The organism is Anaerococcus hydrogenalis DSM 7454 (assembly GCF_000173355.1).
In the GTDB taxonomy this organism is placed as follows: domain Bacteria; phylum Bacillota; class Clostridia; order Tissierellales; family Peptoniphilaceae; genus Anaerococcus; species Anaerococcus hydrogenalis.
In genome coordinates this window covers 41,005-63,579 of the sequence record NZ_ABXA01000037.1, presented here as the reverse complement: position 1 = coordinate 63,579, position 22,575 = coordinate 41,005, and the positions used below count along the sequence as shown (strand labels likewise).

26 protein-coding genes and 1 pseudogene are annotated in these 22,575 nt (G+C 29.6%); 23 read left to right on the top strand and 4 right to left on the bottom strand.

All coding sequences use genetic code 11. The annotated features are described in order from the left end of the window. The first annotated feature begins 69 nt into the window (after window positions 1–69). The 6 genes from ANHYDRO_RS09740 to ANHYDRO_RS06780 all read left to right on the top strand — a co-directional run bounded on the left by ANHYDRO_RS09740 (window position 70) and on the right by ANHYDRO_RS06780 (window position 4,084). Window positions 70–375 carry a DUF4097 family beta strand repeat-containing protein gene (locus ANHYDRO_RS09740; RefSeq protein ID WP_316244734.1) on the top strand — a complete coding sequence of 102 codons (306 nt, stop codon included), beginning with the start codon at window positions 70–72 and terminating at the stop codon, window positions 373–375. Window positions 376–981: 606 nt separating this feature from the next. After that, a complete protein-coding gene (locus ANHYDRO_RS06800; protein ID WP_004814899.1) occupies window positions 982–1,239 on the top strand; it encodes a glycine zipper domain-containing protein in 258 nt (85 codons plus the stop codon). Next, window positions 1,240–1,599, top strand: a complete 360-nt coding sequence (locus ANHYDRO_RS06795) for a GntR family transcriptional regulator (protein WP_004814897.1) — start codon at window positions 1,240–1,242, stop codon at window positions 1,597–1,599. Beyond that, window positions 1,599–2,288 carry an ABC transporter ATP-binding protein gene (locus tag ANHYDRO_RS06790; RefSeq protein WP_004814894.1) on the top strand — a complete coding sequence of 230 codons (690 nt, stop codon included), beginning with the start codon at window positions 1,599–1,601 and terminating at the stop codon, window positions 2,286–2,288. Before ANHYDRO_RS06795 ends, ANHYDRO_RS06790 begins: the two co-directional genes overlap by 1 nt. Beyond that, entirely contained in the window at window positions 2,281–3,093 is an 813-nt protein-coding gene (locus tag ANHYDRO_RS06785; RefSeq protein WP_004814892.1) for a hypothetical protein, read from the top strand. The genes ANHYDRO_RS06790 and ANHYDRO_RS06785 overlap by 8 nt, the downstream gene beginning before the upstream one ends. 64 nt (window positions 3,094–3,157) lie before the next feature. Further along, window positions 3,158–4,084 carry a type I phosphomannose isomerase catalytic subunit gene (locus ANHYDRO_RS06780; protein ID WP_039914324.1) on the top strand — a complete coding sequence of 309 codons (927 nt, stop codon included), beginning with the start codon at window positions 3,158–3,160 and terminating at the stop codon, window positions 4,082–4,084. Between the two features lie 38 nt (window positions 4,085–4,122). Here the strand turns inward: ANHYDRO_RS06780 and ANHYDRO_RS06775 are convergent, their stop codons facing one another. After that, entirely contained in the window at window positions 4,123–4,671 is a 549-nt protein-coding gene (locus ANHYDRO_RS06775) for an energy-coupled thiamine transporter ThiT (RefSeq protein WP_004814889.1), read from the bottom strand. A gap of 157 nt (window positions 4,672–4,828) precedes the next feature. On the opposite strand from ANHYDRO_RS06775, the gene ANHYDRO_RS06770 reads away from it, so the two are divergent. From ANHYDRO_RS06770 to ANHYDRO_RS10760, 11 genes and pseudogenes are all read left to right on the top strand, one after another. Next, a complete protein-coding gene (locus ANHYDRO_RS06770; protein ID WP_244261660.1) occupies window positions 4,829–5,518 on the top strand; it encodes a diacylglycerol/lipid kinase family protein in 690 nt (229 codons plus the stop codon). A gap of 110 nt (window positions 5,519–5,628) precedes the next feature. Then, window positions 5,629–5,766: a hypothetical protein gene (locus ANHYDRO_RS10765; RefSeq protein ID WP_004814885.1), complete on the top strand. Its 138-nt coding sequence runs from the start codon at window positions 5,629–5,631 to the stop codon at window positions 5,764–5,766. 81 nt (window positions 5,767–5,847) lie between these two features. Further along, window positions 5,848–6,327 carry a CarD family transcriptional regulator gene (locus ANHYDRO_RS06765; protein ID WP_004814883.1) on the top strand — a complete coding sequence of 160 codons (480 nt, stop codon included), beginning with the start codon at window positions 5,848–5,850 and terminating at the stop codon, window positions 6,325–6,327. A 20-nt stretch (window positions 6,328–6,347) separates the two neighbouring features. After that, window positions 6,348–7,448: a PIN/TRAM domain-containing protein gene (locus ANHYDRO_RS06760; RefSeq protein WP_039914321.1), complete on the top strand. Its 1,101-nt coding sequence runs from the start codon at window positions 6,348–6,350 to the stop codon at window positions 7,446–7,448. A gap of 1 nt (window position 7,449) precedes the next feature. Beyond that, window positions 7,450–8,139, top strand: coding sequence for a 2-C-methyl-D-erythritol 4-phosphate cytidylyltransferase (ispD, locus tag ANHYDRO_RS06755; protein ID WP_004814880.1), 690 nt, complete (start codon window positions 7,450–7,452; stop codon window positions 8,137–8,139). Then, window positions 8,140–8,610 (top strand): 2-C-methyl-D-erythritol 2,4-cyclodiphosphate synthase, encoded by a 471-nt coding sequence (gene ispF / locus ANHYDRO_RS06750; protein WP_004814877.1) that lies wholly within the window; start codon window positions 8,140–8,142, stop codon window positions 8,608–8,610. It begins immediately after the preceding gene. A 53-nt stretch (window positions 8,611–8,663) separates the two neighbouring features. After that, window positions 8,664–9,833, top strand: a complete 1,170-nt coding sequence (metK, locus tag ANHYDRO_RS06745; RefSeq protein WP_004814875.1) for a methionine adenosyltransferase — start codon at window positions 8,664–8,666, stop codon at window positions 9,831–9,833. 8 nt (window positions 9,834–9,841) lie between these two features. Beyond that, window positions 9,842–10,891, top strand: a complete 1,050-nt coding sequence (gene mreB, locus ANHYDRO_RS06740) for a rod shape-determining protein (RefSeq protein ID WP_004814873.1) — start codon at window positions 9,842–9,844, stop codon at window positions 10,889–10,891. Continuing rightward, window positions 10,891–11,579: pseudogene (gene gpmA / locus ANHYDRO_RS09395) on the top strand (2,3-diphosphoglycerate-dependent phosphoglycerate mutase). The gene mreB and the pseudogene gpmA overlap by 1 nt, the downstream one beginning before the upstream one ends. Before the next feature lie 77 nt (window positions 11,580–11,656). Then, window positions 11,657–12,349: a DegV family protein gene (locus tag ANHYDRO_RS06730; RefSeq protein ID WP_004814867.1), complete on the top strand. Its 693-nt coding sequence runs from the start codon at window positions 11,657–11,659 to the stop codon at window positions 12,347–12,349. Further along, window positions 12,343–12,510 carry a hypothetical protein gene (locus ANHYDRO_RS10760; protein WP_004814865.1) on the top strand — a complete coding sequence of 56 codons (168 nt, stop codon included), beginning with the start codon at window positions 12,343–12,345 and terminating at the stop codon, window positions 12,508–12,510. The genes ANHYDRO_RS06730 and ANHYDRO_RS10760 overlap by 7 nt, the downstream gene beginning before the upstream one ends. A gap of 195 nt (window positions 12,511–12,705) precedes the next feature. Here ANHYDRO_RS10760 and ANHYDRO_RS11215 read toward each other — a convergent pair whose 3' ends face one another. The 3 genes from ANHYDRO_RS11215 to ANHYDRO_RS06720 form a co-directional block, all read right to left on the bottom strand. Beyond that, a complete protein-coding gene (locus ANHYDRO_RS11215; protein ID WP_262359365.1) occupies window positions 12,706–13,017 on the bottom strand; it encodes a 3-methyl-2-oxobutanoate hydroxymethyltransferase in 312 nt (103 codons plus the stop codon). Between the two features lie 13 nt (window positions 13,018–13,030). Next, on the bottom strand, window positions 13,031–13,447 hold the full coding sequence (locus ANHYDRO_RS11210) for a 3-methyl-2-oxobutanoate hydroxymethyltransferase (protein WP_004814862.1): 417 nt from the start codon (window positions 13,445–13,447) through the stop codon (window positions 13,031–13,033). A gap of 82 nt (window positions 13,448–13,529) precedes the next feature. Then, window positions 13,530–14,441, bottom strand: coding sequence for a ketopantoate reductase family protein (locus ANHYDRO_RS06720; protein WP_004814859.1), 912 nt, complete (start codon window positions 14,439–14,441; stop codon window positions 13,530–13,532). Between the two features lie 523 nt (window positions 14,442–14,964). On the opposite strand from ANHYDRO_RS06720, the gene ANHYDRO_RS06715 reads away from it, so the two are divergent. The 6 genes from ANHYDRO_RS06715 (at window position 14,965) to ANHYDRO_RS06695 (ending at window position 22,558) form a co-directional block, all read left to right on the top strand. Continuing rightward, window positions 14,965–16,143 carry a MalY/PatB family protein gene (locus tag ANHYDRO_RS06715; RefSeq protein WP_004814858.1) on the top strand — a complete coding sequence of 393 codons (1,179 nt, stop codon included), beginning with the start codon at window positions 14,965–14,967 and terminating at the stop codon, window positions 16,141–16,143. 186 nt (window positions 16,144–16,329) lie between these two features. Further along, window positions 16,330–16,506 carry a hypothetical protein gene (locus ANHYDRO_RS09735; RefSeq protein WP_162010673.1) on the top strand — a complete coding sequence of 59 codons (177 nt, stop codon included), beginning with the start codon at window positions 16,330–16,332 and terminating at the stop codon, window positions 16,504–16,506. Continuing rightward, the gene (locus ANHYDRO_RS06710; protein WP_004814852.1) at window positions 16,496–17,065 is read left to right on the top strand and encodes a MurR/RpiR family transcriptional regulator; all 570 of its coding nucleotides are present in this window, start codon (window positions 16,496–16,498) and stop codon (window positions 17,063–17,065) included. Before ANHYDRO_RS09735 ends, ANHYDRO_RS06710 begins: the two co-directional genes overlap by 11 nt. Before the next feature lie 107 nt (window positions 17,066–17,172). Beyond that, window positions 17,173–18,486, top strand: a complete 1,314-nt coding sequence (locus tag ANHYDRO_RS06705) for a 6-phospho-alpha-glucosidase (RefSeq protein ID WP_004814851.1) — start codon at window positions 17,173–17,175, stop codon at window positions 18,484–18,486. Then, window positions 18,483–20,954 (top strand): glycoside hydrolase family 38 N-terminal domain-containing protein, encoded by a 2,472-nt coding sequence (locus ANHYDRO_RS06700; RefSeq protein WP_004814848.1) that lies wholly within the window; start codon window positions 18,483–18,485, stop codon window positions 20,952–20,954. Before ANHYDRO_RS06705 ends, ANHYDRO_RS06700 begins: the two co-directional genes overlap by 4 nt. Beyond that, complete coding sequence (locus ANHYDRO_RS06695) at window positions 20,951–22,558, top strand: PTS transporter subunit EIIC (RefSeq protein WP_004814847.1); 1,608 nt, start codon at window positions 20,951–20,953, stop codon at window positions 22,556–22,558. Before ANHYDRO_RS06700 ends, ANHYDRO_RS06695 begins: the two co-directional genes overlap by 4 nt. Window positions 22,559–22,575: the final 17 nt, after the last annotated feature.

The window sequence follows — 22,575 nt, the reverse complement described above, 5'->3', positions numbered from 1 at the left end:
TGTAAATGGTTCAGTTTATCTTACAAATGTAAGCGGATCAAAGGCTGATATCAATTAGTTAATGGATCTATCAGGGTAGATGGTTTAAATATAGAAGATATAAATCTTTCATCAAAATCAGGTTCAATTAGAATTTACAAAATTATCGATAGTAAAGAAATAAATATTGATACAAAATTTGGTTCAGTTGTTGTTGATACAAACGAATTTGGAAAAAATATCAAAGCCCTAATCAAAGCTTCTTCCTATTCAATAGCTGACAAATTTAAAAATAAATTACAAAAAGAAAATGGCTACCAAGTTTCTACAAATCCAGAAGAAAACGACCTAAACATAGATGTAAAATCAGGTTTTGGTAGGGTAAGCATTAGATAAGAAAAAAATTATAGCCTTAGGATTTTTCCTAAGGCTATTTTTTGTGGAAAAAAATATATAGCAAAGACATATCTCATAGCGTAAACAAAGTATGAATTTAGATAATATTTTATTTTGAAATAAAAATTAAGTTAAGTACCATCTCGACTAAGTGAGTGAAACGAACGCATGGAGAGATCTCTTGAGATTTCTCGACTCACTACGTTCGCTCGAAATGGGTGAAAATATACTTTGTCAACAGCCTGAGATATGCCAAAGACATATATTTTTAATGTAAGTTTAAAACTTCAATTTAGCCTAATCTTTCGGAAAATTACTATTTTGTAATAAGATAAGGCTAAATTTTTTCTATTTGTTTTGAGGGATTTCAACAAATATTTTCAAAGAAAAAAATAAAATATTTATTAAGGAAGAGATAAGCTTGTGGCTTAAATTATTTATTTTATCCTTTTCTTTTCACATAAATAATAAGATAGCTTTGTTTTGAAATTTAAAAAAATTTGTAAAGATTGAGTAATATTTTAAAAAGGGCTTTACAAAAATAAAAAATAGTATATAATTGTATTAAGAAAGTGATACAATAATACAAAGGTACAAAGGAGAGAGATGGGAATTTTAAAAATAATTTTGCCAATATTTTTATTGGGGATTTCTTTAATATTTTTGATAAAAAAATTGGATAAAAATTATAAAAATGAAAAAAATCTAGAAAATGATGGAAATTATTTGGCTGAAGGAATAGGACTTGGGATAGTTTTTGGAGCAGCTTTTGGAAGTCTTTTCAATGATATGGGGTATTGGATTTCTATTGGCATGCTTTTAGGTTTAACTATTGGCCAAGCAATTGAAAAAAAGGAGGCTTAAATGGAATTTGATAATGATAGGCCTATTTATCTTCAAATTTTAGAAGATTTTAAGTCGAAAATTTCAAGTGGTATTTGGAGTCCTGGTGAAAAAATTGCCTCTGTAAGAAATTTGGCAAAATTTTATGAGGTCAATCCAAATACTGTTCAAAGGGCTTTGGCTGAGCTTGAGCGAGATGGACTTTGTAAAAGCCAAAGGACGGCGGGAAGGTTTGTAACTGATGATAAAGACTTGATAAAATCTTTATCAAAAAATGCTTTTGAAGTAATTTGCGAAGATTTTATAGCAAATGCAAAAAGTTTAAAAATTTCGAAAGAAGATGCTCTTGATGGTCTTGATAAATTTTGGGAGGTGGACTAATGTTAGAGATTAAAAATTTGACTATGTCATATAAAAATAAACTTGTTTTGGATAAAATAAATTTATCTTTTGAAAAGGGAAAAGTCCTTGGACTTTTGGGACCTAATGGATCTGGGAAAACTACTCTACTTAGGATTCTTGCAGGTCTTGAAAAAAATTATGCTGGGGAGGTTAAAATTGGAGGAGAAGATCCAAATCATCTTACAAAATCTTTTGTATCCTACCAACCTGACCATCTTCCCTTGGACAAATCATATAATTTAGTGAAAATTTCAGATTTATATGACGAATTTTTTGAAGATTTTTCCAAGGAAAAATTTGAAAAAATAATTAGAGATTTCAAACTTGATATGAATATGAAAATAAAAAATATGTCAAAAGGAATGAAAGACAAGGTTCAAATCGCCCTTTCTCTTTCTAGAAAGTCCGATTTATATCTTTTGGATGAGCCTATGAGTGGAATTGATCCTGCAAGCAGGAAAAAAATTATGGATGTTATAATTGATAATTTTGATTCAGAAGGGCTAATGATTATTTCAACCCATTTGATTAGTCAAATCGAAAGATTATTGGATGAGGTTGTATTTATATCAGATGGAAAAATTATTTTGGAAGAAAATATTGATGATTTAAGACAAAAGCACAAGATGGGAGTTGAAGAATATTTTGAGGAGGTTTTCAATGTCTAAGTTATTAAAACACCAATTAAAAGAAAATATTAGGGACATCCTCCCTTGGATTATAGTTCCTTTAATTTTATCAGTCGTATTAAATTATATAAATTCATATCTGGACTCAGCATTTTTGGATTTTTTTACAGTTCTTTCAATGCTTCTTATGTATTCATCCTTTGCAATTTCTATGATAATTGTAATATTAAATGACTACAAGAAATTTTATGGAGATCAGGCTGCTTTTTATGATGTCCTTCCTGTAAAAGATAAAGATGTAACTACATCAAGGATTTTAAACATAATGATCCTTGCCTTACTTGCAGGCCTTGTATTTTTGCTAGAATTTTTTGGATTCTTTTTCATTACAACTGGAGCAAGGGGAGAAGATATAAGTCTGATATTTAGGCAAATAAAAAATGTCTTAGGCCAATTTCCAACAAAAACCATAATTATCTTTATAATTACAGTTTTAATTTCCTTACTTGCAACTTTTACAAGAATTTTAGCCTCAATCAGCATAGGCTCAAGCAAAACTTTTAAAGATTTGGGAAAATTTGGACCGGTTTTAGTCTTTATTTTGATGACAATAATAATTTCGATTTTAGGACTAACGTTTGGTGTTAAATTTTTAGAAACATTCTCAGTAAATGTATCAAAAAGTTCAAGTCAAATACAAAATGGTTTATATTTAAGCAATGTAGAAAGTGTAGAAGAATTGACGAGGATAATGGGGCTAGGCACTATTTTAAACATAGTAGTATCAGCAGTTCAAATCTATCTTACAAACTTCTTCCACAAAAATAAATTGACAGTAGCATAATCTAAGCCCAAGCTTTATCCTTGGGCTTTATTTTTTTCTTAGTATAGTAAAAATGAGGTGGATTATGGAAAAAGTATTATTTTTAAAAGGAGAATTTGTAGAAAAAATTTGGGGAGGAAAAAGACTCAAAAATGACTTTCCCTACCAATTTGAATCAGAAAATATAGGAGAATATTGGGCTATTTCTGCCATGGAAGATTTTCCTTCAAAAATTTTAAATGGAAAATATAAGGGAGAAAATTTAGGATTTTTATATAAAAATCACAAAGAGATTTTTGGAAATGAAAATAAGGATAAATTTCCTCTTTTAATAAAGCTAATAGATGCGGGTGATGACTTATCAATTCAAGTTCATCCTGATGATGACATGGCAAAAAAAGAAAACTCATATGGTAAAAGTGAGTGTTGGTATATTTTAAATGAAGATGAGGCTTCAATTATTTATGGTTTAAAAACTGATGATAAAAATAAGGCTTTAAAAATGATTGATAATAAAAAGTGGGAAGACTTATTAAATGTAGAAAAGTCTATCAAGGGAGATTTTTTCAAAGTTCCTTCTGGTATGGTTCACGCCATAAAAAAAGGAAGTTTGATTTTAGAAATCCAACAAGCATCAGATTTAACCTACAGACTTTATGACTATGATAGGGTAGATAAAAATGGAAACAAAAGAGATTTGCATTTGGAAAAATCAAAAGAGGCTATAAAGTGTCTTGATACAGAAAAAACCCACGAAAATTTAAAAGAGAAAACAGATCTTTTATATGATAATGAGTATTTTACAGTTAAAAAAATAAATGTATCGGAAGAAGAATCTTTTGAAAGGAAGGCTCCTTATATTTTAGAAAGTGTAATAAAAGGTGAGGGCCAACTTATAATAGATAATGAAAAATATCCAATAAAAAAAGGAGATTTTTTCATTTTAACAAATTTTGTAAAAAATTATACTTTCCAAGGAGACTTAGAAATAGTAGAATCCGTATCAAAATAAAAGACCATCCAAGGATGGTCTTTTTAAATTCTTATTTTTTATTTTTGCTTATTTAAAAATATTTTTAGCCTATCATATATTAACAAGAAGACAACAATTAAAATCAAGGCATCTACTGCCAAGAAGGAATAATTGTAAGCAAAGGCATATAGGGTAAAATTATTAAATCCTGCAGCTTTTGCTGTTGCCATGTCATTAAAGAATATGAAGGCACTGATTACATTAAATAAACCACTTACTAAATAAGAAATAATAATTGATGGAATATAAGAAAATTTTGTTTTGCTTTTTCCAAAAGAAATTCCAGAAAGGGCAATTGCTGAAAAAGATAGGATATAATCCAAGATAGCTTGGGCTGGATGTAGTATTGTTGTTGCAGTAAGTAAATTCAAAACTCCAAAAATTAAAGCTGCCCATAAGCCTTTTTTAAATCCCCATCTTACTGCAAAAATTACTAGGGGAAGTCTAGAAGCAAGGGTAACAGATCCGCCAAGTGGCATCCTAAATAAAACCACAAAGGAAAGTATAAATGAAAGAGCTACTGACACTCCTCCTTCAACTATAAACCTTGTATTATTTTTCTCCATATTTATCTCCTTTTTGTATGTTATATTTTATATGTTATCAATTTTAAGTATATCACTTAAATAAGTAAAATAAAAATATTTTGATAAGAAAATACTTTAAAAATATTGGAATATAAGTAAAATATAAATATATTTATTAATGAATTTGAGGGATAAGATGAAAAAATTATTGTATATATACAATCCAATGAGTGGACAAAAAACTATAGGAAACCACCTTAGCGAAATAGTTGAATATTTTAGCAAAAATTCTTATTTTCCAACAGTTTACGCTACTCAAAAGGCAAATGATGCCAGAGAAAAGGTCAAAGAATTTGCCAAAGATTACCAAGAGATTTTGGTAAGTGGGGGAGATGGGACCCTGGATGAGGTTGTATCTGGCCTATTAAAATCACAAGAAAAATCTATAATAGGATATATTCCAACAGGATCTACCAATGATTTTTCAAGGTCATTAAAAATTCCTACAGATATAAAAAAAGCAACAAAACTTGCCGTAAAAGGCGAGACGATGGATATAGATGTTGGACAATTTAATTCAAAATTTTTCACCTATGTTGCAGCTTTTGGCTCAATTGCCCAAGTTTCTTACGAAACAGACCAATCAATGAAAAATATTTTTGGAAGATTTGCCTACATACTTGAGGGGGTAAAAACTGTTTCAAACTTAAAAGCCTACAAGGCAAAAATAAGTGTAGATGATGAAGTTTTTGAAGGAGAATTTATTCATTTTATGGCAACAAATTCTGTATCAGTTGGGGGCTTTAATAATTTTTATAATAAAAATATTGGTCTTGATGATGGAGTTTTTGAAGCTGTTTTGATAAAAAACCAAAAGGCCTTATAGAATTAAACCAAATTATAGATGGGCTTAGGAGCAAAAAAGAAAATGACAATGTAGTCTTTAGGTCAGGATCTGTATTTAAGGTAGAAAGTGATGAAAAAATTGATTGGACCTTGGATGGAGATTTTGGGGGATCTTATAAAAAAAGTGAAATAAAAGTTTTAAACAGGGCTGTAAAAATGAGGTGTGGATTTGCGAAAAATTCTAAGGAGCTTTTATCAAATAAAAAAATGATTGACAAAAGATTATAGGGGGAGTATACTGTAAAATTATTTCGTTTACTATTTGACCAAAAAAGGTTATAATATATATAGAGAACCTAGGAGGTCAAAATGTTTAAAATCGGTGATAAAATAGTTTATCCTATGCATGGTGCTGGGATAATAGATTCTGTAGAAACCAAAGAATTTTTAGGCGAGGAGAAAGAATATTTTATTCTAAAGATGCCTATAGGTAATATGGATATTTCAATTCCTAAATCAAATATTAACAAAATGAATATAAGGGATGTAATATCAAAAGAAGAAGGAGAAAAAATACTTGCAATCTTAGATGAAAAACCAGAAGATTTAAATGGTAATTGGAACCTAAGATATAGGGAAAACCAAGAAATTTTAAAAACTGGAGATATTTTCAAAATTGCAAATATGGTAAGAGACCTTGTTGCCTTGGACGATGACAAGGGACTTTCAACAACTGAAAAGAAACTTTTAAACAGGGCTAGAAGAATTATGGCAAGCGAATTAGTTATGTCTGGTTCTCTAGAAAAAGACCAAGCCGAAAAGATGATTGATGAATCAATAGGCTTATAATTTAATATTGGGAGAAAAATATGTTTAATAGAATATTTCGAATTATGTTTTCTGTAATTGGAGCTATTCTAGGCATATCTGTAGTAAAATTGATACTATCTGTTGTGGATTTTACAATAGATAGTTCTGTTTTTTTTATAACAGCTAATGTGCTAATAGCTTTAATATTTGCAGGCATATTTTATTTTCTATCAGGCTTTATTTACAAGATGATGGAAAATATTTTTATGAATTTAGAAAAATACTTAGAAGATCTACCCCCACTTAGTGTGGCAGTTGGAATAAGTGGAGTTATTGTAGGATTGATTTTAGCCTTTCTTGCAACCAAACCCCTAAGCTCTTTATCATTACCAGTAGTTGGTAATTCAATTTTTGTGCTATTATCTATTATTATTTATTTGGGCTTTGGACTTTTGGGATGGAGAATCGCTTCAAAATATCCAGACAAGTACCCACAAATATTTCAAAAAGTAAAAGAAGTTAAAAAACCAAACAGGAAAGAAAATAAAAAGGAAATTTCAAAGGACACTTCCTTAAAATTAATCGATACATCGGTATTAATTGATGGAAGGATTTTAGATATTATAAGAATAAACTTCATAGAAGGAAAGCTTATAATACCAGAATTTGTCCTAGAAGAGCTCCAACACATAGCAGATAGCCCCGATGACTTAAAAAGAGAAAGGGGCAGACGTGGGCTTGATGTTGTAAAAGAGATTAAAAAAAATAAGGATATAAATCTTGAAATAAGCTCAAAAGATTATCCGGAAATAAAAGAAGTTGATTCAAAATTATTAAAATATGCCCAAGATACGGGAGCAAAAATATTTACCAACGACTACAATTTAAATAAGGTTGCAGATGTACAAGGAATTACAGTTTTAAATATAAATGACTTGGCAAATGCCATGAAAACCAAAGTTTTACCAGGAGAGCTGATGGAAATTGAGGTTATCAAAGAAGGAAAATCTAGAAACCAAGGAGTTGGTTATCTTGAAGATGGAACTATGGTTGTAGTTGAAGATGGAAAAGATTTAATAGGAAAAAAAATAAATTCGACAGTAACAAGTGTTTTACAAACATCAGCAGGGAAGATGATTTTTGTAAAGGCAAAGGAATAATATGATAGACGATAAAAAAATATCAGCAGTAATTACAGCAGCAGGCAATGGACTTAGGATGAAATCAGATAAGGCCAAGCCTTACATAGAATTAAAGGGAAGAAAAATCCTAGAAATATGTTTGGATACAGTAGTATCTTTAGAAGAAATTGACCAGTTAATTGTGGTAATTAGAAAAGATGATGAAGACTACCTAAAAGATATTATAAAAAAATACAAGAAAAAAATATCCTATGTATTTGGCAAAGAAACAAGAGAACTTTCGACATATGAGGGCCTAAAAGCTGTAGATAAAGATTCAAAATTGGTCTTAACCCACGATGGGGTAAGGCCTTTTGCGAGCAAAAAATTATTTAAAAATATAATGGATGAGCTAAGAGAATATAAGGCTGTAATAAGTGCAGTAAAGTCAAAAGATACGGTAAAAATTGTAGGAGAAGATTTATTGGTAAAAAATACGCCACTTAGAAAAGAAGTCTACAACGTTCAAACACCCCAGGCTTTTGATAAGGAGATGATCCTATCTTATTACGAAAAATACACAAAAAGTGATCTTACTATAACAGACGATAGCCAGCTTTTTGAAATTTTTAGCAAGGATAAAATCAAGGTAGTTGAAGGGGAATATTCTAATATAAAAATTACAACACCGGAAGATTTGATATTTGCTAGAGGATTTTTGGAGGATTAGATGAGAATTGGATTAGGATATGATGTTCACAAATTAGTAGAAAATAGAAAATTAATCCTTGGGGGAGTAGAATTTCAATATGAAAAGGGACTTTTGGGCCATTCGGATGCAGATGTTTTGGTTCATGCCATAATGGATGCAATACTTGGAGCCTTAAACCTTCCTGATATAGGAAATTTATTTCCAGATACAGATGATGAATATAAGGATATATATTCCATAAAACTTCTCGATAGGGTGGTAAAATTAATGGAGGAAAAATCCTATAAAATTGGAAATTTGGATACAGTTATAATTTGTGAGATGCCAAAAATTTCACCAAAAAGAGAAGAGATTCAAAAAAAATTAGCCAAACATTTAAAAACAGATATAGAAAATGTATCAATAAAAGCATCAACCTCAGAAAAATTATCTTTCACAGGACGTGGAGAAGGAATTGAGGCAAGAGCTGTGGTTTTATTAGAAAAATAAAATAAAAAAGAAACAGTTTAAGGTATAATTATCCTTAAAAGAAGGGAGTTAAGATGAAAAAATTATTTACATCAGAATCAGTAACAGAAGGACATCCAGATAAGGTATGCGATCAAATATCTGATGCCATCTTGGATGAATGTTTAAAACAAGATAAAAACTCAAGGGTAGCTTGTGAATGTGTAACAACAACAGGGCTTGTAATGGTTGTTGGAGAAATTTCAACAAAGGCCTATGCCCCAATAGAAAATATAGCAAGAGAGACAATAAGAGAAATAGGTTATGATGATCCAAAATTAGGATTTGACTATCAAAATGTTGCAGTATTAACATCTCTTATAGAACAATCACCTGATATTGCCCAAGGTGTTGACGATTCTATGGATTATAAATCAACAAATGATAAATATGACAAAATTGGAGCAGGTGACCAAGGAATGGTTTTTGGTTATGCAGATGATGAAACAGAGGAATACCTTCCACTATCAGTTGTTTATGCTCAAAAACTTGCCCAAAGATTAACTTATGTTAGAAAAGAAAAAATTCTTGATTACTTAAGACCGGATGGCAAAAGCCAAGTTACAGTTGAATATGAAGATGGAGTTTTGAAAAGAGTAGACTCTATAGTTATTTCAACCCAACACTCAGAAGATGTAAGTCTTGAACAAATTAAAAAAGATGTAATTGAAAAAGTAATCAAAGAAGTAATAGATCCAAAATACATCGACGATGATACAAAATATTATATAAATCCAACAGGAAAATTTGTAGTTGGCGGACCAAAAGGTGACTCAGGTCTTACAGGAAGAAAAATAATTGTAGATTCTTACGGTGGATATTCAAAATCTGGTGGAGGAGCATTTTCTGGAAAAGATGCTACAAAAGTAGATAGGTCAGCAGCTTATATGGCAAGATATGCAGCAAAAAATATGGTAGCAGCAGGACTTTGTAAAAAATGTGAAATAGGGGTAGCTTACGCAATTGGAGTTGCAAGACCACTTTCAATTTATGTAGATAGTTTTGGAACTGGTAAATATGAAGATGAAAAATTATCAGAAATCGTAAAAGAAGTTTTTGATTTTAGACCTCAAGCAATAATTGACAAATTAGATTTACAAAGACCAATTTTCAAAAAAACAGCAGCTTATGGACATTTTGGAAGAAATGACCAAGACTTTACTTGGGAAAAATTAGACCAAGTTGATAAATTAAAAAATAAATAGGAGAGGCCATGTCAAGGTTTAGAAAAAGTGTTGCAATAGATTTAGGAACAGCCTCAGTCCTAGTTTTCGTCGAAGATAAGGGAATTTGTTTAGAAGAACCTTCAGTTATAGCAAAAGACACTCTTACTGGAAAAATACTTTCAGTTGGAAAGGATGCCAAAAAAATATTGGGCAGAACTCCTGGGAATGTAGTAGCTTTAAAGCCGTTAAAAGATGGAGTTATCGCTGACTTTAAAGCAACAGAAGAGATGTTAAAATATTTTTTAAAAAAATCTATGGATAAGTCCTTTTTCAAACCAGATCTTTTGATTTGTGTTCCAAGTAAGGCGACTCAAATTGAAAAAAGAGCTGTCCTTCAAGCGGCAGAAAATGCTGGGGCCCACAGAGTTTATTTGATTGATGAGCCTCTTGCAGCAGCAATTGGTGCGGATATAGATATTACAGATGAAAAGGGAAATATGGTTATAGATATCGGAGGGGGAACTTCCGATATTGCTGTAGTTTCTATGGGACAAATTGTAACAAGCGATTCAATAGAAATTTCTGGAGATACTTTTGATAATGATATAAAAGATCATATTAGAAAAAGATACAGGATGCTAATTGGTGAATCTAGTGCTGAAATGATAAAAATCAAGGCCCAAGAAGTAGACTTTACAGATTCAATTGAAGTTGTTGGAAGATTGATAGAAGATGGACTTCCATCAAGAATTTACATCCCAGTAGGAGAAATTTATGCCTGCCTTCTTCCTTCAATTGATAAAATTATAAATGGAATTAAAAATGTTTTGGAACAAACACCGCCAGAGCTTGCTGCAGATTTGTACGAAAGAGGTATATTCTTAACAGGTGGCGGAGCGCTTACACTAGGTCTTTCAAAAAGAATAAAGGAAAGATTGCAAATTGGTGTAAAAATTGCAGAAGAACCTAGAGAGTGTGTAATAAAGGGAACTGCAAATGCCCTCACATGGATTGATAACATTGATGAAGAAAAGAATGAGTCAATGAAAGCCAAGCAAAAACAACTTGAAAAAAAGGAAAAAATGAGGAGAAGATAATGACAAAAAAATTAGTTTTCGTAAGACACGGACAAAGTGAATGGAACCTTGCCAACAAATTTACTGGTTGGGTAGATGTTGATTTATCAGAAAAAGGAGTAGAAGAAGCAAAAGAAGCAGGAAGAAAAATAAAAGAAGCTGGAATTAAATTTGATGTTGCTTATACATCAATTTTAAAAAGAGCTATCAAAACTTGTAACTTTGCCCTAGAATATTCTGATCAATTATTTGTTCCACAAGTAAAATCATGGAGATTAAATGAACGTCACTATGGTGCACTTCAAGGCTTAAACAAAAAGAAACAGCAGAAAAATATGGTGATGAACAAGTTCATATTTGGAGAAGATCATACGATACACTTCCACCAGCATTATCAGACGAAGATGCAAAGGCACAAGCAAGCCAAGATAGGTTTAAAGAATTTCCAAAAGAAATAATCCCAGTAGCTGAAAACTTAAAAGTAACACTTGAAAGATGTCTTCCATTCTACACAGACAATATTGCAAAAGACTTATTAGATGGAAAAACAGTTTTAGTTGCAGCACACGGAAACTCTTTAAGAGCTATGGCAAAACACTTAGAAAAAATTTCTGATGACGATATAATGGACTTAGAAATTCCAACAGGAAAACCACTAGTTTACGAATTAGATGATGAGCTAAATGTATTAGATAAATACTATTTATAAAAAAATAAAAAAAGACAAGGGCCTTGAAACTTTTTGTTTTGAGGCTCTTTTTTTAAATATTATCATTGAGGAATAAAATGGAAAAAATAAAAATAATAGTTGACTCAGGAAGCTCTATTAGCCTTGAAGAAGCTAAAAAATATAATATTGGTGTAATTTCCTTCAAAATTCACTTTGGGGATAAGACATACACAGACCAAGTTGATATAGAAAGTGAAGAATTTTTTGAAAAACTTGGAAAAAGTGAAGAAAAAGTGACTACTTCAATTCCAGGAATTGGAGAATTTACAGAAATGTTGGAAAAATATATAAAAGAAGGCTATAATAAAATTCTTTGTTTTTCAATAGGATCGTCACTTTCTGGCATGAATAACATGATGAATTTGGCAAAAGACCATATAGAAAAAAATGTGACAATAGATGTAATAGATACTAAAATAGCCTCCCTTCCCCTTTATTTTATAACAAAAAAAGCAGCCCAAGATGCAATAGATGGAAAAAATTATGATCAAATCTATAAACAGGCCCTAGCAGATGTAGAAAAAGCAAATGTATTTGTAAGGGCAGATAGTCTTGACTACCTTGTAAAGGGTGGTAGACTACCAAAATCAATTGGGAAAGTAGCAAACCTAATAAATTTCACCCCGATTTTTACAATGAAAGACGGGGAAATTAAAATTGCCAAAAAAGTAATAGGTAAGAAAAAATCCTTCAAAGAAATGGCAAAAATTGTAAAGAAAAAATTAAAGACAAAAAAGAATATATGCTAGCAATAGGCGGCGGGTCAAGCTTTGAAGAAATAAAAATAATGAAAGAATTATTAAAAGATGAAATAAAAAATGCAAAACTATTCAAAGAAATGCCAGTCCCACCAGTATTTGGAGTCCACCTAGGACCCAAATCTTTACTTGTAAGTGTGATTGATTGTTAGAAGTATATATTTAAATAATAAATGTAAAAGGGTAATTGCTTGCGTAATTCACATATGGAAAATTTCTTAGCTATTTTAAAACAAGAAAAATATAAGCGGAATGTTGATCTTTTTAGAGATTACATTCCGCTTAAAATATTATTAGATTATTTTATATTTAGGGATTCAGGCCAAAGTGCCTAATTTTATTTTTTATTATAAATCGCTTAAATCAATATCTCTATTAAATGAATGTTCTTCACTTGGGAATTGTCCACTTACAGATTCATCGTGATAAGCGTTTAAGCCTTTTAGCATTACTTCTCTAACATTTGCAAATATTTTTACAAATTTTGGTTTGAAATTTGGATACATTCCAAGTACATCTTGTAAAACTATAACTTGGCAATCAACATCTTTTCCGGCACCAATTCCTAAAATTGGAACGGATACGCTTTGAGAAATTTTCTTTCCAACAATGCTTGGAACGCATTCCAAAACTATAGAAAAACAACCAGCTTCTTCCAAGGCCCTGGCATCTTCAATTAATTTTTTTTGCAGAATCTCTTGTAGTTCCTTGGACCTTAAATCCACCAAGCATGGTTGAAGATTGAGGAGTAAGACCAATATGCCCCATTACAGGAACTCCTGCATTAATTATTGCCTTAATTGTATCAACATATTCAAGACCACCTTCAAGTTTCACACAATCACAGCCGGTTTCTTTAAAAATTCTTACAGCATTTTCTACAGCTTTCTCCTTAGAAACTTCATAAGATCCAAAAGGCATATCAACTGTAATAAAAGTATTTTTCGCCCCTTTTACAACAGCCCTTCCATGATGGATCATATTTTCAATTGTAACAGGGACTGTAGAATCGTATCCTAACATGGTCATTCCCAAAGAATCTCCAACCAAAATAACTTCAACATCACTTTCATCAACGATTGATGCCATTGTATAATCGTATGCAGTTACATAAGCAAATTTTCTTTTTCTTCCTTGTACTTTTTAAAATCAAGTACGGACATTTTCTTTTTCATATTTCTCCCTCTTTAGCTTTTATCAACAAAGTTATAGCCTCATTATAAGGACAGCTTACATTTTTTTCCCTAGCCTTATCAATTATAACCTTATTGATCTTATCAATTTCACTCTCTTTTTTCTTCAAAAGGTCAGCCCTCATTGAAGAAGTATTTTTCCCAGTTTTTCTTGAAGTTTCAATAACCCTATCAAAAATTTCTTCTTTATTAAAACCATATCCATACAAATTAAAAACTTGACAAGCCTCAAAAACAAGAAGCTTGGAGATTTTTTTTGCATAAGAATTTTTGTAAATACAAGAATTTTCCTTATCAGCCAAGGCAGTTATGGCATTTATACCGATATTGATAAACAACTTTTCAATCATTAACTTTTCTATATTTTGACTGATTTCAAGGTCAAAGCCACAAGCAAAAAGAATACTCTTTACAAGGTCAAGACTTTTTTTATTAAAATCATTTTCACCCAAAAATGTAAGACCACTACCTGCGTGAAAAATTTTCCCATAAGAAAGAAGTGTTGAACCATGAGTGGTAGAACCAATAACAAGATTTTTCTTATCTTGAAATTTCTCTAAATCCTTATCATTTCCATAACCATTTTGAAGGCTTACAAGAATAGTCTTATCAGAAATTATGTGGGAAATATTTTCTAAAACTTCTAAATTTTTGATAGATTTTACAAACAAAAAAATCATATCAGCAACAGGCAAATTTTCATTATACATATAGGAAGCAACCTTATAAAAATGACTAGAATTATCATTTTCAACAACTTCTATCCCGTATTTATTAATCTTATCAATCTTTTCTAATCTATGATCGATAAGAAAAACTTCATTATTTTTTGACAAATAAGAAGCAAACAAAGACCCCATAGCGCCTGCACCAATAACAGCAATTTTCAAAATTACCTCCAGACTTTATCGAAAAATTCGATAAAAGTAAACGAATTGAGATAGTACTCAACACCACAAATTTTGGTAGTATTTCTCTAAATTTAAGTAAACATTTTGATGCTCTCTAATAAAAAGTAAAGCTCAATTTTTTCTATAATCTATTATCATCTCCTAACAAAAAAAAGCATGCCAAATTTAGTTTATAATTTAACAAATATACAAACAAAATAGCGTGCTAATAAACAGTGTATTTTGAGTCTCATTAAATATATAAGCTCAATTTTTTAAAAAAATAAAATGGTGTACGAGTATAGTTTTGCTTTCAAATACTATCTCAATATAAATTATAACAATAATAAGATAACTTATAAAGCATTTTAATAAAAAAATTTCAAGATTTTTTACAATAAAATATTCTTTACTAGGATATTTTACAAAAAAATTAATTATTGTTAGACTAATAATAAAAAAATATTACAATGTAGTATTTGGATAGACAAAAGAGATTAGAGAAATAGTAAAGGAAAAATAAATGTATAATTTCAAAGACACTTACAATAGACTTATAGAAGAAGCAAGCAAATACCAATGTTTAAGAAGTGTTGGTTTAGATGAAAAATCGGATATTGTTCCTATGACAACAGCTGATATGGACTTTAAGCTTGCTGATGAAATTGGAAAAGAAATTAAAAAATATGTAGATAGTCATGTACTTGGATATTCTAGAATGACTCAAGAATATCTAGATGTTTGCCTAGCTTATTATAAGAAAAATTATAATTATGAACCAAAAAGAGATGCCATAGTAACCGTTCCTGGAATCGTAACAGCCCTATCAACAGCTGTTGGAGCGTATACAAAAGAAAATGATAAGGTAATAATATTTACACCAGTATACCCACCATTTTATGAAGTTGTTGAGATGCAAAATAGAGAACTACCAAAATGTAAGCTTATTGATGAGGGTGGAAACTATAAAATAAATTTCAAAGAATTGGAAGAATTAGCAAAAGATAAAAAGGCCAAATTAATTTTACTATCGAATCCTCATAACCCAGGATCAAGAGTTTGGACAAAGGAAGAATTAGAAAAAATTGCAAAAATAGCAAAAGAAAACAATCTTATAGTTGTAAGTGATGAAATTCACTCTGATGTAATTTATGATGGATATAAGCATACTTGCTATGGAAATCTTTCAGATGCCAAGGATAATTCTATTATTTGCCATGCAGCATCAAAAACTTACAACATAGCAGGTCTTCAATGTTCAAATATAATAATAGAAAATAAAGACTTATACAATAAATTTGTCCAAACAAACCTATCAAGAGGAATAGAAAGAGCAAATATCCTAGGCATGGTGGCTACAAAGGCAGCCTATGAAAAGGGAGAACTTTGGAAAGAAGAAATGAAAAAAGTTGTAATGGGAAATTATGACCTATTAAAAGATTTCTTCAAAGACAAAAAAGGATTTAAATTAGCTGATTTAGAATCATCATTTTTGGCTTGGCTAAGTTATAAAGATCTAGGAATAAGCCATGATGATTTCATAAAATTAATCCACCAAGCAAAATTTTTGGCAGCAGACGGACTTGATTATGGAAAAGAATCAGAATATTATATAAGAATAAACCTAGGCCTACCTAAAGAAAAGCTAAAAGAAAATTTAGATAGGTTAGAAGAAAAATTAAAAGATAGGAATTTGATCTAGTAGGATATTTTATAGAAAATAATTGAAAATGTATCAAGTTATTTTTGACTTAACCCCAAAATCTGGAATACGGATTGAGGGGTTTTTAATTTCTAATATTAATAATTATAACAGGAAAAGTACTTGGTATAATAAACTTATGATAAAATAAAAAGTAAATAAAAAATATAAAAGTGGGTGAAAATTTTGGATAGTAAGAATAATAATATAATAAAAAATTTAACAAAATCTGAGTTATATGTTTTTACATTTTTAAATAAAAATTCTGATAGACTGCTTGATATGACAATTGATGAAGTTTCTCAAAAATGTTTTGTTTCAAATGCGACAATAACCAGGACAGCGAAAAAAAATGGGATATAAGGGATTTATTGAACTAAAATATTCTTTAGTTAATAAGGTAAATTCCAACAAAACTAAAAATTATATTGATTATTCTACTATCAGACTTAATGATATAAATAATTCTATAGATTTGTTAAATAGGCAAGATTTAAATAAACTTATAAATTTATTCTATAACAAGAGAGTTTGTTTTTTTGGAAAAGGATTGAGTTCCTTAATTTGTGATTATGCTGTAACTCAACTGTTAATATTGGGACTTCCAGTTACTCACCTTGCTGACTCTCATACTGCTCTTGCTTATGTTGATCATATGACATCAAATGATGCTCTTTTTATAATCTCAAATTCAGGCAATACTAGCCAATGTATAAAGCTTGCCTTGAAAGCAAAGAAAAAGGGTATAAAAGTAATTACGTTAACAGGATCTAATATAAATGATTTAACGAGGCTAAGTGATCTTTCCTACAGCGTAATTCTTTCTAAAGATGATAGGGTAGATTTTGATAATGCTTCTCGTGCTCCTATGCTATTATTTGTACATAAAATTATAGATTTAATATTGAAAAATAGAAACTAAGAAAATATTTTCAGTTTATAAAAATATTTTCTTAATAAGATAAAATTAATATTTCCCAAGTGATAGCATGTAAGTAGATAAAGTTACAATGCTTTTAAGGAGGAAATATGAAAGTAGCAATAGCAGGTGGAGGAAGTACTTGGACACCAGGTCTTCTCAATAGTATAGCAAGGCATAAGGAAAAATTTCCAATTGATGAATTGATTTTATATGATAATAATCCTGAAAGACAAAAAAATGTTGGTGAATTTGGAAAAATTCTATTTAGGGAAAAATACGAAGAATTGAATTTTGATTATACAACAGATCCCAAAAAAGCTTTTGAAGATGTTGATTATGTTTTTTGCCAAATTAGAACTGGCGGATACGAAATGAGAGAAAAAGATGAAAAAATTCCTCTAAGTTTAGATTTGATTGGTCAAGAAACATGTGGACCAGGTGGATTTGCATATGGTTTTAGATCAATACCAGATATGATTGACTTAATTAATAAAATTAGAAAATATTCTAAAAAAGCTTGGATTTTAAATTATACAAATCCAGCAGCCATAGTTGCTGTTGCACTAAAAAAAGAATTTCCAGATGATCAAAGAATTTTAAATATTTGCGATCAACCAGTAAATCTTTTAAAGTCTTACGGAAAAATTTTAGATATGGATTATCATGAATTTGAGCCATATTATTTTGGACTAAACCATTATGGATGGTTTACAAAGATTCTTGATAAAAATGGAAAAGACCTATTGCCAAAACTTAAAGAAATTATTACTGAAAATGGATTTTTGCCAGCAGATGCAGAGCAAAGGGACCAATCATGGTTAGATACCTACGGTATGGTTGAAAAAATGGTTAATGATTTTGGAGATTATTTACCAAACACTTACCTACAATATTATTTATATCCTAATTATAAATTATCAAAATTAGATAAAAACTATACAAGAGCAAATGAAGTTATAGACGGTAGAGAGAAAAAAGTTTTTGGTGAATGTAAAAAAGTTATTGAAAACAATTCACTAGAAGGAGCTAATGTTGTTTATAACGATGCTCATGGAGATACAATTGTGGAAATAGCAATGTCTATTGAATATAATTTGAATAATTATTTTATAGTTATAGTTGAAAATAATGGAATTATAAAGAATTTATCAGACGATGCAATGGTAGAAGTAACTGCAACACTAGGAAAAAATGGACCAAGACCATTTGCTGTAGGAGAAATTCCAACATTTTACAAAGGAATGATTGAAAGCCAATACGCTTATGAAAAATTAACAACAGAAGCTTATTATGAAAAATCATACTCAAAAGCACTTATGGCCTTAACGCTAAATAGAATGATTGTTGATGTTGATAAGGCGAGAGAAGTATTAGATGCATTAAAAGAGGCAAACAAAGATTACTGGACCGAATTAAAATGACAAAAAATTATCATATAGTAATGCATACCCACTGGGATAGGGAATGGTACTTTACTGTAGACGATTCTGATGTATTTTTGATTAACCACATGATAGAAGTTATAGAATTCTTAGAGAAAAATAAGGACATAACTTATATGCTTGATGGACAATATATATTAGTTGAAGATTTTTTGAATGAAGCTTTAGAATACAAAGATAGGCTTTATAAATTAATTGAAGATAGACAAATTTTAATAGGCCCATGGTACACGCAAACAGATTTAATTTTGCCTAACCAAGAATCAATAGTTAGAAATTTATATTACGGAATCAAAAAGAGCAAAAAGATAGCGAATAATCCTCTAATGATTGCATATTGCCCTGATACATTTGGTCATAACATACAAATGCCACAAATATATAAGATGTTTGGAATTGATTATACAGTTTTTTGGAGAGGAGTTTCAAAACAATTAACAAATTGTGGGTTATTTAAATGGGAAGGCCTAGACGGTAGTGAAACGAAAGCTGTTTTGCTACCGGCAGGTTATCAAGGTGGCAAGTACCTTCCCAAAGATTTAGCTTCATTGAATAAAAGACTGGAAGATATAGAAAATAAATACGATAACTATAAGATTGAAGATTATTTGATAATGAACGGTCACGACCAAATGCCGATTCAAAAAGATATAAAAGAGGTTAAAAAAAATATTGAAAAAATTAGAAAAAATTCAAAAGTAAATATTTCTAATTTAGAAGAATATTGCAAAAAACTTGATTTTAAAAAAGCTAGCCTAGTCAAAGATGATTTAAATCATTGCGAATTTACAAGAGTTCACAGAACGATTGATACTACAAGACCAGATATAAAATCTTTAGTATTTGAAATTGAAAGGCTAATTTATAATATACTTGAACCTTTAGAATTAATAGCCTATAAAAATAACCTATACTATCCTTCCAAATTTATTGAAAATAATTTATTGAAATTATTTGAAGCCCACTCACATGATAGTATGGGATCTTGCAACAGTGATTCAACAAATAAAGATATTAAAGATAGCCTAGAGAAGATTCAAAGAAGAGTCTTGTGCCAAATTGAATTAACAAAAAGATTAATTTCAAAAAATGATTATGATAAGCTAAATCTTATTAATACCTTAGCCTATAAAAGAAAAAATGAAAAAGTAAAAGCTGAAATTTTAACCCAAAGCCCAAATTTTAAGTTGGTTGATAAAGAAGGCAAAGAATATAATTACAAAATAAATAGTCAAGTTTTGGCAGACATGGCAAAAGTTAATAGGCAAATTTTAGCTAAAAGAAAAAAGGTTTTCCACTATAAAACAGATATTGAATTTTACTTAGATGAAATTGATGGACTAGAAATAAAATCAATTGACATATTAGAAGAAAAAGCTGAAATTAAAAGGGTTAGAAATAGTGAACTATTTGATGAAGTCATTGATAAGATTATTACAAAAGAATTTATATCTTTTTATAGCCTGGGAGATGATGGAGATTCTTATGATTCTTCTCCAATAAAAAATGACAAGTTGGGAAAAATTTATTTTAAAATTGACGAGAAGAAAGTAGTCGATAATAAAGTAATTTTAAGTTATAAGGCGAATTTACCCTATAATAAATCGGAAAGAGAAAATAGGAAAAAATCTATCAATCAAAAAATAAAAGTTCAAATAATGGATGAGGGTTCATTTTTAGATTTGAATATAGATATAGAAAATAAAGCTATAAATCATCAAGTTTTTATAAACTTTAAATTTAATACAATAATTAAAAACGTTTTCTGCGATACGCAATTTGGCTTTGTCAAAAGGGAAAATAATTATAAATTATTAGATATTTGGAAAGAGGAAGGATGGGTTGAAAAACCGGTAAATGCCCATAAATATCAATCGTTTGTTAATGTAAATAAGCGAATATCTATAGTAAATAATTCATGTAAAACTTTTTATTATGAAAAAAACCACTTATCAATTCCAATACTTAGGTCTTATGATTTTCTCGGCAAAAGTGATTTAGAAAATAGGCCGGGTAGGGCATCAGGAATGAGCGTTGAAAGTCCTTATGGTGAACTTATTGGAAAAAAATTAAGTCATCACTTTTATATTTATAAATCTGATGAAAAAACTAATGATTCAAGTAAAGCTAAGAAGATTTTGTCACCGATACAAGCATACCAAGCTCAAAAATATAATACATTTAACTTAAATCAAAAATCTTATCCTATGGATAAAAGTTTGAATATAAATTTAGATGAAAGATTGACTGTATCATGTACAAAGTTAAGTGAAGATAAAAAATATATTTTTATAAGAGGATTCAACTCAAGTGAAGATAAGATAGAATTTTACGATAAAGAAGGATTCTATTTATCAGATGTATATGAAAATAAAAATAGCGAACTTATTTATAAATTAAATATTAAGCAAAATGAAATAATTAACATATTAAAGGAGATAATATGAAAAAATCAAAATTATCAATACAAGATTTTGGGAAGTCATTACTTTTTCCAATATCCTTGCTATCATTTATGGCTTTGTTTTTAGGGCTATCATCTGCCCTACAAAACCCTAATATAATTAAATATATTCCATTTTTAGAAAATGGTACAATACAAAATGTAATAGGACTAATTAAAAAAATGGCAAGTTTACCATTTACTTTTTTACCATTTTTATTTGCCTTAGCAATTCCTTTAGGAATGGTAAAAAGAGATAAAGAAGTTGCAGTATATTCTGCAGCAGTTGGATATTTAGCCCTACTATTATCTATGAATTTCATTCTTGAATTACAAGGAATTAATCCAACAACAATGGATACTAAAGCCTTAGTAGAAGGAGGAATGAATGAAACAAATGCTATCTTAAAAAATTCACAATTTACAAATGTATTAGGTTTGTATGTATATAATACAAATGTAATAGGAGGTGTTATAGTTGGAATTTTAACGGTGATAGTTCACAATAATTATAGGGATACAGTATTACATGAGTCAATGACATTTTATTCTGGTAGAAGATTTGTACCTATAATAAATACTTTATTCATGGCAATAGTTGGAGCGATTTTAACCTTTATTTGGCCGTTTATAAATAATGTAATAATGAATTTAGGAACAGTGATATCAAATGCAAAAGTATTTGGAGTTTTCCTATATGGTATGTTAGAAAAATTATTAAACCCAACAGGAATGCATCATATCTTAAATCAAACATTTAGATTTACAGCCCTCGGTGGAGTTGAAACTATAGATGGAAATAATTTAGTAGGCTGTTTACAAATTTTCTTATACCAGTTAGAACATAATTTGCCATTTTCAACAGAAGCAACAAAATATTTAGCACAAGGAAAAATTCTTCACATGGTATTTGGAATGCCTGGTGCAGTATATGCAATTATAAAATGTGCCAAGCCAGAAAACAGAAAAAAAGTTTTAGCTTATTATACAGCAGGTTTAACAGCAGTTATTTTAACAGGAATTACAGAACCAATTGAATTTACCTTTATATTCCTTTCACCAATATTATGGATAGCAAACTCAATTCTTACAGGTCTTTCATTCTTAATACCTTATCTATTAGGAGTAACAATTGGTAATATCCAAGGTGGAGTTATAGATTGGTTAGTATTTGGAGTTTTACAAGGATTGCAAACAAAATGGTACATTTACTTAGTTGCAGGACCAATATTCTTTGCATTATATTTCTTTGTATATAGCTTCATAATAAAAAAATTCAATGTTAATACAATTGGAAGAAACGAGGAAATGAAAGCAACAAAAAATGATAAGTCTAGTAGCCTAAAAGCAGAAGATGAAGAAGTTGCAAAAACAATAGTAGATGGACTAGGTGGAGTTGATAATATTTCAGATGTTGACAACTGTATTTCAAGATTAAGAGTAGTTGTGAAAAATCCAGAATTAATTAATGAAGATTTAATATATAAAACAGATCCTATGGGAATAATTAGACCGGCTGAAAAAAATATTCAAATTGTTTATGGTGGTAGAATAACAAAAATAAGATCTATTGTAGATGATTATATTTATGCTTTGAAAGAAGAATAATTAAAGATTATATTTAT

Excerpts from the sequence above, each read along its gene's own strand:
- ispF (WP_004814877.1), top strand. The coding sequence starts at position 8,140 with ATGAGAATTGGATTAGGATATGATGTTCACAAATTAGTAGAAAATAGA.
- ANHYDRO_RS06770 (WP_244261660.1), top strand. The coding sequence starts at position 4,829 with ATGAAAAAATTATTGTATATATACAATCCAATGAGTGGACAAAAAACT.
- ANHYDRO_RS06715 (WP_004814858.1), top strand. The coding sequence starts at position 14,965 with ATGTATAATTTCAAAGACACTTACAATAGACTTATAGAAGAAGCAAGC.
- ANHYDRO_RS06700 (WP_004814848.1), top strand. The coding sequence starts at position 18,483 with ATGACAAAAAATTATCATATAGTAATGCATACCCACTGGGATAGGGAA.
- ANHYDRO_RS06790 (WP_004814894.1), top strand. The coding sequence starts at position 1,599 with ATGTTAGAGATTAAAAATTTGACTATGTCATATAAAAATAAACTTGTT.
- ANHYDRO_RS06710 (WP_004814852.1), top strand. The coding sequence starts at position 16,496 with ATGGGATATAAGGGATTTATTGAACTAAAATATTCTTTAGTTAATAAG.
- ANHYDRO_RS06785 (WP_004814892.1), top strand. The coding sequence starts at position 2,281 with ATGTCTAAGTTATTAAAACACCAATTAAAAGAAAATATTAGGGACATC.
- ANHYDRO_RS06705 (WP_004814851.1), top strand. The coding sequence starts at position 17,173 with ATGAAAGTAGCAATAGCAGGTGGAGGAAGTACTTGGACACCAGGTCTT.
- ANHYDRO_RS06780 (WP_039914324.1), top strand. The coding sequence starts at position 3,158 with ATGGAAAAAGTATTATTTTTAAAAGGAGAATTTGTAGAAAAAATTTGG.
- ANHYDRO_RS06775 (WP_004814889.1), bottom strand. The coding sequence starts at position 4,671 with ATGGAGAAAAATAATACAAGGTTTATAGTTGAAGGAGGAGTGTCAGTA.
- ANHYDRO_RS06695 (WP_004814847.1), top strand. The coding sequence starts at position 20,951 with ATGAAAAAATCAAAATTATCAATACAAGATTTTGGGAAGTCATTACTT.
- ANHYDRO_RS11210 (WP_004814862.1), bottom strand. The coding sequence starts at position 13,447 with ATGGCATCAATCGTTGATGAAAGTGATGTTGAAGTTATTTTGGTTGGA.
- metK (WP_004814875.1), top strand. The coding sequence starts at position 8,664 with ATGAAAAAATTATTTACATCAGAATCAGTAACAGAAGGACATCCAGAT.
- ANHYDRO_RS06730 (WP_004814867.1), top strand. The coding sequence starts at position 11,657 with ATGGAAAAAATAAAAATAATAGTTGACTCAGGAAGCTCTATTAGCCTT.
- ANHYDRO_RS06795 (WP_004814897.1), top strand. The coding sequence starts at position 1,240 with ATGGAATTTGATAATGATAGGCCTATTTATCTTCAAATTTTAGAAGAT.
- ispD (WP_004814880.1), top strand. The coding sequence starts at position 7,450 with ATGATAGACGATAAAAAAATATCAGCAGTAATTACAGCAGCAGGCAAT.
- ANHYDRO_RS06760 (WP_039914321.1), top strand. The coding sequence starts at position 6,348 with ATGTTTAATAGAATATTTCGAATTATGTTTTCTGTAATTGGAGCTATT.
- ANHYDRO_RS06765 (WP_004814883.1), top strand. The coding sequence starts at position 5,848 with ATGTTTAAAATCGGTGATAAAATAGTTTATCCTATGCATGGTGCTGGG.
- mreB (WP_004814873.1), top strand. The coding sequence starts at position 9,842 with ATGTCAAGGTTTAGAAAAAGTGTTGCAATAGATTTAGGAACAGCCTCA.
- ANHYDRO_RS06800 (WP_004814899.1), top strand. The coding sequence starts at position 982 with ATGGGAATTTTAAAAATAATTTTGCCAATATTTTTATTGGGGATTTCT.
- ANHYDRO_RS10760 (WP_004814865.1), top strand. The coding sequence starts at position 12,343 with ATGCTAGCAATAGGCGGCGGGTCAAGCTTTGAAGAAATAAAAATAATG.